Origin of the sequence: Mycobacterium sp., from assembly GCF_049802695.1 — a bacterium.
Lineage (GTDB): Bacteria > Actinomycetota > Actinomycetes > Mycobacteriales > Mycobacteriaceae > Mycobacterium.
In genome coordinates, this window is sequence record NZ_JBARMY010000064.1 from 1 (window position 1) to 13,195 (window position 13,195).

Sequence of the window (13,195 nt, forward strand, 5' to 3'; positions counted from 1 at the left end):
GTCGGCCGCGCGGGTCTTCGATGTCGACGGCGACAGCCCGGTGGCCGGGACTGTGCGATTCGAGTGGGATCCGCTGCGCTGGTTCGAGGAAGACGAGCCGATCTACGGCCATCCGCGCAATCCTTACTCGCGGGTAGACGCGCTGCGGTCGCACCGGCACATCCGCGTCGAGCTTGACGGTGTCATGCTCGCCGATACCCGGTCACCGGTCCTGCTTTTCGAAACCGGCTTGCCCACGCGGTTTTACATCGAGCCGACCGACGTCGCCTTCGAGCACCTGGAACCCAGCACCACCCAGACGCTGTGTCCGTACAAGGGAGTGACATCCGGGTACTGGTCGGTGCGAGTGGGTGATGCGTTGCACAGCGACCTTGCATGGACGTACCACTATCCGCTACCGGCAGTGGCGCCGATCGCCGGCCTGGTGGCGTTTTACAACGAGAAGATCGACATCGTCGTCGACGGTGCGGCCCTGCCCCGGCCGAGCACCCAGTTCAGCTGACTCCGGGCAGTCCCCCCACCGCGAGCGTGCGTGTCTGTACACCGACGCGCCGTGACTGCTGTACAACTGCGCACGCTCGCGAAGAAAAGGGGCTCCGTCTACAGCAGATAGCGATACGCCGGGGAGCCCGGCTCGATTGTTTCGACCTGGATTTCGGTGGCCCGTATCCGGGCCAGCAGACCGTCGAGGTCGGCGGCCGAACCGAGCTCGACGCCGACCAGCGCCTCTCCGAAATCCCGGTTGTTGCGCTTGACGTACTCGAACAGCGTGATGTCGTCGTTGGGTCCCAGGACCTCGTCGAGGAACCGGCGCAGCGCACCGGGCTCCTGCGGGAAGTCGACCAGGAAGTAGTGCTTGAGGCCGAGGTGGACCAGTGAACGCTCGAGCACCTCGCCGTAGCGGGACACGTCGTTGTTGCCACCCGAGATCAGGCACACCACAAGGGATCCCGGCTCCACTTCGGCTTGCAGCAGGGCGGCGACCGACAGCGCGCCCGCGGGCTCGGCGATGATGCCCTCGTTCTGGTAGAGGTCGATCATCGCGGTACACACCGCACCCTCGTCGACGGTGGTGATGGACACCATGTCACCGGCGGCGGCCAGCGCCGCGTAGGTCAGCGTCCCGGCCCGGCTTACCGCCGCACCGTCGACGAACTGGTCGACGTGGTCCAGGGTGACCGGCTCACCGGCGGCGAGCGCGGCCATCATCGCCGCAGCGCCGGCCGGTTCGACACCCAGCACGGACGTGTTGGCGGTGCGCTCCGCCAGGTAGGTGGTGATGCCCGAAATGCAGCCGCCGCCGCCCACCGGCACCACGACCAGGTCCGGTTCGTCGTCGAGCTGGTCGAGTATCTCGACCGCGACGGTGCCCTGGCCGGCCATCGTGCGCAGGTCGTCGTACGGCGGCACCAGGGTTGCGCCGGTCCGCGCGACGTCCTCGAGCGCAGCCGCCGCTGCCAGGTCGTAGGTCGAGCCGCCTACGATCAGCTGCACGAAATCGCCACCGTGGTAGCGGATGCGGTCGCGCTTCTGCCGCGGCGTCTTGGCCGGCACATAGACCCGGCCGGGAATTCCCAGTGCTCGGCAGGCATAGGCGAAGCCTTGCGCGTGGTTTCCCGCCGACGAGCAGACCACGCCGGCGGCGATCTCCTCCTCAGAAAGCTGCACCAGCAGGTTGTAGGCACCGCGCAGCTTGTAGGACCGCACCGACTGCAGGTCTTCGCGCTTGAGGTAGACCGAGGAGCCGGTCGCCGCTGACAGCCGCTCGCTCAGCTGCAGCGGTGTGGGTGCCACCACGCCGGCGATCCGCTTGGCCGCGCCGTCGATGTCGGCCGCAGACAGCGGCCCGACGCTTCGCGTCGGGCTTCGGCTCAAGTCGGCGGACACCGTTCAATGGTGACACGCCGGGTCAGCTGCCGGTGCAGCGGCGATCGCAAGGGCGGCGGAGCCGGGCGCAGCGGGTCACCGCCATCGGCCTCGCCGGCTCAGCGCACCGGCGTCAGCACGAACACCGGGATCTGCCGGTCAGTCTTCTTTTGGTAGTCGGCGTAGTCCGGCCACGCCTCGACCGCACGCTCCCACCAGACGGCTTTCTCGTCACCAGCGACCTCGCGGGCGTCGTAGTCGCGGGTAACGTTGCCGTCCTGCAACTCCACGCGGGGATTCTTGACGATGTTGTAGTACCAGACCGGGTTCTTGGGCGCCCCGCCCAGCGAGGCGACGACCGCGTACTGGCCGTCGTGCTCAACCCGCATCAGGGGCGTTTTGCGCAGCTTGCCCGTCTTGGCGCCGACCGTCGTCAGCAGGATGATCGGCTTGCCCTTCATGTCCGCGGCTTCGGCACCGCCGGAGTCCGCATACTTGTCGGCTTGCTCGCGGGACCAATCCCACGGGCTGGGTGCGTATTCACCGGAAAGAGGCATATGACCACTTTAGAGCGCCGGTCGCCGGTTCACGTCGCGTAGGCAGGCCCGCTGGGCAGCAGGTGTTGACGAACCAGCTTGTGCCAGCGGTGCTGCCGGCAGGCGAATATGCCGGTTGCGACAGTGGCGACCAAGCCGGTGGCAAGTCCGGCCTCGATATCGACGGTGTCGCGATAGCGGCAGGTGTAGTCGTCGATCGGCTCGACACGCAGCGTGTGGTTCCAGGCCCTGAGGACGCCGCCGTGCTCGTGGCTGCGGATGGTCAGCGTTGCCTCGTCGACGTCGACGATTTCCAGCGTGTGCCGGTAGACCGGCAGCACGTGAAAGGCGAACAGCCAGGCGGTCCCCCGCTCACCGGCGCGCAGCGGCTCGGAGCGGCCGGACAAGGCCGGCACGCTGAACAAGCCCTTGCAGACGTAGAGGAAGGTGGCCGGGGACTGCATCGCTTTCCAGACGCGCTCTGCGCTGGTGGGCAGCACGGTTTCGCGTTCGATGGTGCGCATCGCCTCTCGTCCTTTTGCCGCGCCGGTGTTAGCGTGCCTAATTCTGCGGGTGGCGACGACGGGTGACTACTCGCATTCGGGGAAGGGAGCCGACGATCGCCCCGACAGATCGGTTCCGGGCGCGTAAGCAGCCGAAACAGCATCGGGCGGTGCAGACCAGGCAGTGGCTGCTGGACGCGGCGGCTCAGGTTTTCGCCGAGCACGGCTACGCGGCGGCGACGACGAACCGCATCGCCGAGCGTGCCGGGGTGTCGATCGGCTCGCTGTACCAGTACTTCCCGAACAAAGACGCAATCTTGCACGCGCTGATGGACGCCCACGTGGACGCCGGTGAGCGGTTGCTGAAGGAACGCCTTTCCGGGGGCCTGCCGCCGAGGCTGGATGACGCACTCCGCGTCGTCATACGCGCTGTCATCGACAACCACCGTCAGGATCCGCGCCTGCATCGGGTGCTGTTCGAGGAGGCGCCGCGGGCGCCGGCTTTTCTGGCCCGTCTGCACGAGCTGGAGGAGCAGGTGACGGACGCGACCGTACGGCTTCTCGAGCAGCAGCCCGAAGCCCGCGCTGGCACCGCGCTCACCGCGCGCATCGTGGTCGCCACCATCGAATCCCTGGTGCACCGGCTGATCACGGCGCCGGTACCGGTTGACGCGGACCGGCTCGAGGACGAGATCGTCGACCTGCTCGGCGGTTACCTGCGGCAGCCGTGAAAGCCCGTTATGCCGGTTGCGCGGTCCGCGCAGCCGCGGGTTCGTGAACTTCGGGTCCCGGTTCCTCGGCGTACAGCTCCGCAATTTCGGCCGCATACCTCGCGGCGATCGGGCGGCGCTTGAGCTTCATCGTCAACGTGATCTCTTCGCCGCCGGGCTCCCACACGGTGGGCAGGACGCGGAAGCGCTTGATCTGCTCGACCCGGGACAGCTTCGCGTTGCCGACGGCGACTCCTGCCGCAATCTGAGCGATCACCTGCGGGTCGGCGGCTAGCGCGGCGGGAGAGGCGTCCGCGATACCCTGCTGGGCGGAATACGGGGCGACCGCGTCGGCGTCGAACACCATCAGCGCGGTGTTGTACGGTCGACCGTCGCCGATGGTGGCCATCGCCCCGATCATCGGGCAGGTGGCCAGGACGGTGGTCTCGATGTTGGCCGGCGACATGTTCTTGCCCGCGGCGTTGATGATCAGCTCCTTCTTGCGGTCGATCACCCGCAGATAGCCGTCGGCGTCGACCTCGAGGATGTCGCCGGTGTGCAACCACCCCTCGGCGTCGATAGCCTCGGCAGTCTTGCCCGGCTCCTTGCGATAGCCCCGCATCACCAGCGGACCGCGCACCAGATACTCACCGTCGTCGGCGATCTTGCCTTCCAGTCCGGGCAGCAGCTTGCCGACAGTGCCCAGCCGCGCCTCACGGGGATGGCTGACGGTCGCCACGCAGCTCAGCTCCGACATCCCCCAGACCTCCGCGATCGGGATGCCAATTCCGGCAAAGAACGCCAGCGTCTCCCGTGGGATTGGAGCCGCACCCGACACCGCCCAGCGCAGTGCGCCGAAGCCGAGCCGCTCACGCAGCTTCGACAGCACCAGCTCGTCGGCTTTGACCCATTCGGCGGCCAGCTCGTCAGACATCGCATCACCGGCCACCAGGGTGGCGGCGCGCTTGGCGGCGACCGACATCGCCCACTGCAACGCCTGGCGCTTCAGTTCGTCCGTCTCGTTGCCGACGGCGAATTCGATTGCGGCCTTGAGCTTTTCCCACACCCGCGGCACCCCCGCCCACACCGTGGGCCGCACATCGGGCAGCACGGCGGCGATGGTGCGGGGGTCGGACACCACCGTCACCTGGGCGCCGAACACCTCCAGCCCGTACAGCCCCATCGCCCGATCGGCGATGTGCGCCGACGGGAGGTACGACGTGACCCGGTCGCCGAACTGGGACGGGAGAACAGCGTCAAGCGCCCGCGCCTCGAAGAGCAGATTGGCGTGGGTCATCTCCACGCCCTTGGGGTTTCCGGTGGTCCCGGAGGTGTAGATGAGGGTGACGACGTCGTCGGGTTGCACCGCACGCCAGGTCGTCTCGAAGTCGAAAACCTCATCTGCGGCCGCGTACAGATCGTCGACCGAGATGGTGTCGGCCGGCGAACCGTCGATGCAGACGATGTGCTCGATGGGCGCACCGCTGGCGCGGATCCGGTCTACGTACTGCTCCTCGCAGATCGCCACCTTCGTGTCGGCGTTGCCGAACAGATAGGTCAGTTGCTCGGCGGGCAGTGTGTTGTACACGGAAAACGACGTGGCACCGAGGTGTTGGGCGCCCACCTCGAGCGGGTAGAACTCGATCCGGTTGGCCATCATCAGCGATACCGTGTCACCCCGCCGAACCCCCAGTCCCGCCAGTCCGGCGGCGACCTTGCGTACCTGTGCCGCAAGCTCTCGCCACGTCATCGTCTGGGTGCCGCCCGGCGTGCGGAGCGCCACGGCGTCCGGGTCGACCGACGCGGTGATCTGGAACGCTTCGCACAAGGTGGCCGGACGTTCGGTTGTCGTCATCGCCGTTCTCCTTCCCGCCGGACGTACACCGGTGAGCGTACGTCCGCGCTACCGCCCGTCGAGCGTGAAGCCAGCTTCACAGTCGGACCCGAGTGTTCGGCCTGCTTCACGCCCGGCATCGGCATCCGGCTACATGGCTATCCGCCCAGACAGCCCGGACCGAGTAGCGCCTTGAGGTCACCCATCAGCGCCGGCGAGGGCGTCACCCGCAGCGAGGCGTCCAGTTCCAGGGTGGTCACCCGCTCCCCGCTGATCAGCCGCAGGTGCACCTGAGCCGTGCCGGGATGCCGGGCCAGCACCTGCTTGAGCGCGCCCACCTTGTCGACGGTGCACTGACGGGTCGGCAGGCTGACCGCCAACGGCCGGTTCGCCTGCGCGCTGGAGAAGTCGGGTACCACCAGCTCGTTGGCGATCAGGCAGACCCGGTCGTCGGAGGCTTTGACCCGGCCGTTGACCAGCACCACAGCGTCGTCGAGGATGTCGGCGCCGTAGGCGGAATAGGCGTGCGGGAAGAACATCACCTCGATGCCGCCGGTGAGGTCTTCCAATTGTGCTGAAGCCCAAGGCATCCCGTTCTTGTTGACCCGCCGGTTGACTGAGGCGAGGATGCCGCCCACCCGCACCGCGGTGTCGTTGGGCACATCGCCGTCCAGGATCGCCGGGATGGCGGTGTCGACCTGAGCCGACATCAGGTGCGCCACTCCGTTGAGCGGGTGCCCGGAGACATACAAGCCCAGCATCTCCCGCTCGAGGGCGAGTTTGTGCTTGTCGTCCCACTCCTCGTCGGCGACCTTGATGGTGAACACCGCGTCGACGTTGACGTCTTCACCGCCGAACAGGTCGAATTGACCCATCGCCTCGGCCTTCTTGGTGCCCAGCACCGAATCGACCGCGTCGGTGTGCACCAGGAACAGCCCTTTGCGCGGATGTCCCAGCGAGTCGAACGCGCCGGCCTTGATCAGCGACTCGGTGACCTTCTTGTTGCAGGGCCCGATGTCGATCTTGTTAAGGTAATCGGAGAAATCGGTGAACTTGCCCTTCTCGGTGCGGGTATCCAGCAGCGACGCAACCACATTGGCGCCCACGTTACGCACCGCGCCGAGCCCGTAGCGGATGTCGGTGCCCACCGAGGCGAAGTTCAGCCCCGATTCGTTGACGTCGGGCGGCAGCACGGTGATCCCGAGCTTGCGGCAGTCGGCCAGGTAGACCGCGGCCTTGTCCTTGTCGTCGCCGACGGAGGTGAGCAGACCGGCCATGTATTCGGCGGGATAGTTGGCTTTGAGATAGGCCGTCCAGTACGACACCAGGCCGTAACCGGCGGCGTGCGACTTGTTGAACGCGTAATCGGCGAACGGCAGGATGGTGTCCCACAGTGCTTTGATCGCCTTGACCGAGAACCCGTTGGCCTGCATGCCTTCGGAGAAGCCTTCGAACTCCTTTTCCAGCACCTCCCGCTTCTTCTTGCCCATCGCCTTACGCAGAATGTCGGCTCGGGCCAGCGAGTAGCCGGCCACCTTCTGCGCGATACGCATGATCTGCTCTTGGTAGACGATCAGCCCGTACGTCTCGGCCAGGATCTCGCGCAGCGGCTCCTCGAGCTCGGGGTGGATCGGCTTCATCGCCTGCCGGTTGTTCTTGCGGTCGGCGTAGTCATTGTGGGCGTTCATGCCCATCGGGCCGGGCCGGTACAGCGCAAGGACGGCGACGATGTCTTCGAAACCGGTGGGTTGCATGCGCCGTAACAGGTCGCGCATCGGCCCGCCGTCGAGCTGAAACACCCCCAGCGTCTCGCCGCGCCCCAGTAATTCGAAGGTGGCCGGGTCGTCCAGCGAAACGGATTCCAGGTCGAGGTCGATCCCCCGGTTGGCTTTGATGTTCTCGATCGCGTCGCCGATGATGGTCAGGTTGCGCAGGCCGAGGAAGTCCATCTTGAGCAGACCGATCGCCTCACACGACGGGTAGTCCCAGCCGGTGATGATGGCGCCGTCCTGCGGCCGCTTCCACAGCGGGATCACATCGGTCAGCGGCTCGCTGCTCATGATGACCGCGCAGGCGTGCACGCCCGCGTTGCGGACCAGACCCTCCAGGCCGCGGGCGGTCTGATAAATGGTGCGGACATCGGGGTCGCTGTCGATCAGGCCGCGAACCTCGGCAGCTTCCTTGAATCGCTCGTGGGCCGGGTCGGTGATCCCGGACAGCGGGATGTCTTTGGCCATGACCGCCGGTGGCAGCGCCTTGGTGATCCGGTCGGCGATGGCGAAGCCGGGCTGCCCGTAGTGGATTCGTGCGGAATCCTTCAGCGCCGCTTTCGTTTTGATGGTGCCGAAGGTGATGACCTGAGCGACGCGGTCCTGGCCCCACTTGTCGGCGGCGTAGCGGACCATCTCACCGCGTCGGCGGTCGTCGAAGTCGATGTCGATGTCGGGCATCGAGGTGCGCTCGGGATTGAGGAATCGCTCGAACAGCAGGCCATGCGGGATCGGGTCGATGTCGGTGATGCCCAGCGCGTACGCGACCAGCGAGCCGGCCGCCGATCCGCGGCCCGGCCCGACCCGGATGTCGACTGAGCGCGCATAGTTGATCAGGTCGGCGACGATCAGGAAGTACGACGGAAAACCCTTGTCGCAAATTACTTTGATCTCGTAATCGGCCCGCTGCGGGTAGCCGTCGGGCGTCGAACCCGGGAACCGCCGGCGTAGACCGGCGTCGACCTCATGGCGCAGCCAGGACGCCGGGTCGTGCCCCTCAGGCACCGGAAAAATCGGCATCCGGTCGCGCGGTGCCCACACGTCGGCGTACGAGCTCACCCGCTCGGCGATCAGCAGCGTGGAATCACAGGCCCCGCCCACCTGGCCGTCCCAAATCTCCCGCATCTCGGCAGCCGACTTCAGGTAGTAGCCGTCGCCGTCGAACTTGAACCGGTTCGGATCAGACAGGGTCTTGCCGGTCTGCACACACAACAGCGCCTCGTGGTTGTGCGCGGCGTCGCGGGTGTCGTAGTGGCAGTCGTTGGTGGCCAGCGGCGGGATGTCGAGCGCGCGGCCGATCTCGAGCAGCCCGTCGCGGACCCGGCGCTCGATGGACAACCCGTGGTCCATTAACTCCAGGAAGTAGTTGTCGGCGCCGAATATCTCCCGCCACTTCGCCGCCGACTCCAGCGCCTCGCGGCGCTGACCGAGACGCAGCCGGGTCTGCACCTCACCGGAGGGGCAGCCGGTGGTGGCGATGATGCCACTGGCGTGCTCGGCGATCAGCTCGGCGTCCATCCGCGACCACTTGCCCAGCTGACCTTCGAATGAGGCCAGCGACGACAGCTTGAACAGGTTGCGCAGGCCGGTGGCATTCTCGGCGACCATGGTCAGGTGGGTGTAAGACCCGCTGCCCGAGACGTCGTCGCTCTTCTGCGCCGGGTCGCCCCACAGGATGCGGCGGGTGTCAAAACGAGTACCGGGAGCCACATAAGCCTCGACGCCGATGATCGGCTTGATCCCGGCATCGGTGGCCGCGTTGTAGAACTCGCTGGCGCCGAACATGTTTCCGTGGTCGGTCATCCCGATGGCGGGCATCTCGAGCCGCTGCGCCTCGGCCAGCATCGGCGTGATTTTCGCGGCGCCGTCCAGCATCGAGTACTCGGTGTGATTGTGCAGGTGCACGAAGGACCGCGAAGAAGGACTGCTCATAGGAGGGCCAGTCTATGACCGGGCACCGACGAGTTTCGGCGTGTCGGGCGAGTGTGTCTCAGCGCCGCAGTTCCCGGACGATCCGCAGGGCGGGCAGCAGCACGCTGCGCGGTACGAATCGACCGCCCATGCTGGCGACTTTCGGCACCACCCCTGGCACGACGCTGCGTTTACCGTCGACCATCCCCGCAATCGCGGCTGCAGCGACGTCGGGCGGTGAGACTTGGGCGATGCCGATGTTCACGTGATCGGCGTCCGCGATTTCGGCCCACTCGGTCGGCACTGGTCCCGGACACAAGACGGTGCACGAGACTCCCGTTCCGTGCAGCCCCTCATGCACTGCTTCGGAAAACGTCTGCACGAAGGCCTTGGTGGCCGAGTAAACCGCCATGCCTGGCAACGGCTGAAAGGCCGCGATCGAGGCGATGTTGAGCACCGCCCCGGTGCCGCGCTCAACCATGCCGGACAGGGCGGCATGGGTCAGCTCCATCAGCGCCAGCACGTTGAGCGTGACTTGTTGGCTTTCGCGGTCCAGCGGCAAAGTGTGGAACACCCCGCTCGTGCCGAAGCCGGCACTGTTGCACAGCCCGGCGATGGGATCGGCCTTGAGGCGTTCGGCCAATTGCCCGCGGGACTCGGCCTCCCCGAGGTCGAGCGGCAAAACCTCGACGGCCACCGAGTGTCGGTCGCCCAACTCCTCGGCGAGTTCGTCGAGGCGGTCGCGTCGCCGCGCGACCAACAGCAGCGGATAGCCGCGGCGTGCCAGGCCGCGAGCGAGTTCGGTGCCGATGCCCGAGGAAGCCCCGGTGACGACGACGGTGGCGTGATTGTTGGGTTTCGGCAGGCTCATCTGGCGCCGCTCCTCCTCATCGCTATGCTCTGCATCGTCGCCGGCGCACTCATGACCGGCTCACCAGTGGATTCCGCGGGTGGCCCGCACGAAGGCTTCACTTCGCTTGTCGAACTTCGCGTCTTCGCCGGGAGATTGGTCTCCCTTGGCCGCGGCCGAGTCGCTGAACATGCCGAAGGCCCGGTTGCGGACGCGGTCCATCACCGCCGGATTGAGGGCGTCGGCCACCGAGGCGAACTGCCCGAAAGGTGAGCTGACCCGTCGGGGCCGATGCACGATCGCGTCAGCGATCACCCCGGCCGCCTGATCGGGGGTGAGCGCCGGGAATTTGTCGTACATCGTGGTCGGGCTGATCATCGGTGTCCGGACGAGCGCCATGTGCACGGTGCTGAAGCGCACGTTGTCGTTGAGGGTTTCGGCCTGCAGCGCGTCGCACAGGCTGTCCAGTGCGGCCTTGCTGGCGATGTAGGCGCCGAAGCGCGGTGCGCGGGTCTGCACGCCGACTGAGGAGACGTTCACGATCTGCCCGTAGCCCCGCTCGCGCATGCCGGGAATGAACTTGAGGATGAGTTGAACTGCGCCGAAGTAGTTCAGCTGCATCGTCCGCTGGTAGTCGTGTATCCGGTCATAGGACAGTTCGAGCGAGCGGCGAATCGATTTGCCCGCGTTGTTGATCAAGATGTCGACGCCGCCGAGGTCAGAAACCACCTTGTCGGCCATCTCCGCGATGGCATCCATGTCGGACAGGTCGCATGGATAGAAATGCGCCGTTCCGCCGTCGTCCCGGATGTCGTCGGCGACCTTCTCTAACTTCTCGGGCGTGCGGGCCACCAGCACCACCTGGCCGCCCGCACCGGCGATCTTCTTCGCGGCCGCTTCGCCGATCCCCGACGAACCTCCGGTGATGACGGTGACCTTCCCGTCGACGGCGTCGGGAAGTGTCCGACCTTGCACCGCTTCCAACAGATTCTGCAGGTAGAACGGCCGATACCGGCCGGCCGAGTTGGGAGTGTTCATGATGTTGGACACCGCCGCGAAGGGTTTTTCGATGAGGCTGGTCAAATCGCCGAGGTTCATGAAGCCAAACCTAGTGACTCTTCACGCAACACACTGCCCGATGGTGATTTGCCGGCCATCGACTTTTTACAGCCGGTAATTACTGCGTGATGCTTGCCTAACGGATGAGCAATGCCGCAGTGGTGAGCTACCCGCATGGGAATCCTCTCGCCGTTTCGGAGACGTGCGCATCGGACGCCGCGACCGCAGGTATCTGAGCCGGACGCGCGTCAGCCGTCGACGCGCAACACCTCCAGCGCGTGTTGCAGGTCGGGCGGATACGGACTGACGATTTCCATCTGCCGGCCGTCGGCCGGATGAGTGAATCCCAACGCCCGCGCGTGCAGCCATTGGCGGTCCAGCCCGAGCTTTGCCGCGAGCTTGGGGTTGGCGCCGTAGGTGAGGTCGCCGCAGCAGGGATGGTGCAGCGCGGCGAAGTGCACCCGGATCTGGTGGGTACGGCCAGTTTCCAGGTGCACGTCGAGCAGGCTGGCGGCGGCGAACGCCTCCAGGGTGTCGTAGTGGGTGATGCTGTGCCGGCCGCCGGCGGTGACGGCGAACTTCCAGTCGTGGCCGTGGTGGCGGCCGATCGGCGCGTCGATCGTGCCGCTGGACGGGTCCGGGTGGCCTTGCACCAGTGCGTGGTAACGCTTGTCGACGGTGCGCTGTTTGAACGCTCGCTTGAGCACGGTGTAGGCCCGCTCCGAGATCGCGACCACCATCACCCCGGAGGTGCCGACGTCCAGGCGTTGCACGATGCCCTGTCGCTCGTGCACACCGGAGGTGGTGATCCGGTAGCCGGCGGCCGCCAGCCCGCCGAGCACCGTCGGGCCGGTCCAGCCCACCGATGCGTGCGCTGCGACGCCCGCGGGTTTGTCCACCGCGACGATGTCGTCGTCGGAGTACAGGATGCTCATGCCCTCGATGTCGACGGGCGTGTTCTCCGGCGGCTTCGGCGGTTCCGGCACCCGCACCTGCAACCACGCTCCCGGGGTCAGCCGGTCGGACTTCCCGGCCTGCACTCCGTCCAGCTCCACGCCGCCGTCTTCGGCCAGCGTCGCTGCGGCGGTGCGGGAAAGCCCAAGCAGCCGGGCGACTCCAGCGTCCACGCGCATGCCGGCCAGTCCCTCGGGGACGGACATGGACCGGTTCGTCACCGCTGGTCGGCCCTGCGCCGACCGACCGTATCGAAGTCAAAGCCGCACACCGACAGCGTGACCAGCAGGATCGCTCCGCCCACCACCGACGGATCGGCGACGTTGAACACCGGCCACCAGCCGACCGACAGGAAGTCCACCACATGTCCCCGCAGCGGGCCGGGCGACCGGAAGAACCGGTCCACCAGATTGCCCATCGCACCGCCGAGAATCATGCCCAGCCCGATGGCCCACCACGGCGACACCAGCCGTCGTCCCATCCAGAAGATGCCGAACACCACACCGGTGGCGACCACCGTCAGCATCCAGGTGTATCCCGTGGCCATCGAGAACGCCGCGCCGGAATTGCGCACCAGATTCCAGGTGACGGCATCACCGATGATGGACACCGGCTGGCCGGGCGTCAGCAGTTTGACGGCGAGCACCTTGGTGACGATGTCGAGAGCCAGCACGACCGCCGCGACCGAGACCAGCAGACGCAGCTGTCGCCGCGGGGCGGGGGCTTCGGCAGCGTCAGCGTTGCCGTCGGCCGTCCCCGGCTCAGCCGGCCCTGCGGAATCGTCCGTCACTCCCCTATCATCCCTTGTCCCGGGAGACGGGCGTCTAGCATCCCCATGCATGAGTCGACTGACCGTCGTCACCACCGGCGGGACGATCGCCACCAGCGCTGACGCCGAAGGAGTACTGCGGCCGACTCGCAGCGGTGCGGCGCTGACGGCCGGTCTGGACGTCGACGTGGTCGATCTGATGGCGCTGGACAGCTCCGAGCTGACGCCGGCTGACTGGGATCGCATCCGCGCTGCGGTGCAGACCACTGCGAGTGACGGCGCCGACGGCATCGTCGTCACCCACGGCACCGACACCCTGGAGGAGACGGCGCTGTGGCTGGAACTCAGCTATGCCGGCAGCGCACCGGTGGTGCTGACCGGGGCGATGCGCAGCGCCGACGCTCCCGACGCCGACGGCCCGGCCAACCTGCGCG

12 protein-coding genes are annotated in these 13,195 nt (G+C 66.8%); 3 read left to right on the forward strand and 9 right to left on the reverse strand.

Annotated elements, in window-relative coordinates; translation table 11 throughout:
* A partial coding sequence (locus tag WA317_RS02430) for a DUF427 domain-containing protein (RefSeq protein ID WP_425171522.1) occupies nt 1-502 on the forward strand: 502 nt, incomplete at its 5' end.
* Nucleotides 503-600: 98 nt separating this feature from the next.
* On the opposite strand, the gene ilvA is transcribed toward WA317_RS02430, so the two are convergent.
* The 3 genes from ilvA to WA317_RS02445 form a co-directional block, all read right to left on the reverse strand.
* Complete coding sequence (ilvA, locus tag WA317_RS02435; protein ID WP_425171523.1) at nt 601-1,887, reverse strand: threonine ammonia-lyase; 1,287 nt, start codon at nt 1,885-1,887, stop codon at nt 601-603.
* 98 nt (nt 1,888-1,985) lie between these two features.
* A complete protein-coding gene (locus WA317_RS02440) occupies nt 1,986-2,423 on the reverse strand; it encodes a nitroreductase family deazaflavin-dependent oxidoreductase (protein WP_425171524.1) in 438 nt (145 codons plus the stop codon).
* A gap of 29 nt (nt 2,424-2,452) precedes the next feature.
* A complete protein-coding gene (locus WA317_RS02445; protein WP_425171525.1) occupies nt 2,453-2,926 on the reverse strand; it encodes a hypothetical protein in 474 nt (157 codons plus the stop codon).
* Nucleotides 2,927-2,988: 62 nt separating this feature from the next.
* On the opposite strand from WA317_RS02445, the gene WA317_RS02450 reads away from it, so the two are divergent.
* Nucleotides 2,989-3,636, forward strand: coding sequence for a TetR/AcrR family transcriptional regulator (locus tag WA317_RS02450; RefSeq protein WP_425171526.1), 648 nt, complete (start codon nt 2,989-2,991; stop codon nt 3,634-3,636).
* Nucleotides 3,637-3,643: 7 nt separating this feature from the next.
* Here WA317_RS02450 and fadD11 read toward each other — a convergent pair whose 3' ends face one another.
* From fadD11 to lspA, 6 genes are all read right to left on the reverse strand, one after another.
* Complete coding sequence (gene fadD11 / locus WA317_RS02455) at nt 3,644-5,470, reverse strand: fatty acid--CoA ligase FadD11 (protein WP_425171527.1); 1,827 nt, start codon at nt 5,468-5,470, stop codon at nt 3,644-3,646.
* A 137-nt stretch (nt 5,471-5,607) separates the two neighbouring features.
* Nucleotides 5,608-9,150, reverse strand: coding sequence for a DNA polymerase III subunit alpha (gene dnaE, locus WA317_RS02460; protein WP_425171528.1), 3,543 nt, complete (start codon nt 9,148-9,150; stop codon nt 5,608-5,610).
* 58 nt (nt 9,151-9,208) lie between these two features.
* Nucleotides 9,209-10,000 (reverse strand): SDR family NAD(P)-dependent oxidoreductase, encoded by a 792-nt coding sequence (locus WA317_RS02465; RefSeq protein ID WP_425171529.1) that lies wholly within the window; start codon nt 9,998-10,000, stop codon nt 9,209-9,211.
* 60 nt (nt 10,001-10,060) lie between these two features.
* The gene (locus WA317_RS02470; RefSeq protein ID WP_425171530.1) at nt 10,061-11,077 is read right to left on the reverse strand and encodes an SDR family NAD(P)-dependent oxidoreductase; all 1,017 of its coding nucleotides are present in this window, start codon (nt 11,075-11,077) and stop codon (nt 10,061-10,063) included.
* 209 nt (nt 11,078-11,286) lie between these two features.
* On the reverse strand, nt 11,287-12,213 hold the full coding sequence (locus WA317_RS02475; RefSeq protein WP_425171531.1) for an RluA family pseudouridine synthase: 927 nt from the start codon (nt 12,211-12,213) through the stop codon (nt 11,287-11,289).
* Complete coding sequence (lspA, locus tag WA317_RS02480; protein WP_425171532.1) at nt 12,210-12,782, reverse strand: signal peptidase II; 573 nt, start codon at nt 12,780-12,782, stop codon at nt 12,210-12,212. The genes WA317_RS02475 and lspA overlap by 4 nt, the downstream gene beginning before the upstream one ends.
* Before the next feature lie 49 nt (nt 12,783-12,831).
* Here lspA and WA317_RS02485 point away from each other — a divergent pair.
* Nucleotides 12,832-13,195 (forward strand): asparaginase (locus tag WA317_RS02485; RefSeq protein WP_425171533.1); only part of this gene is annotated, 364 nt, incomplete at its 3' end.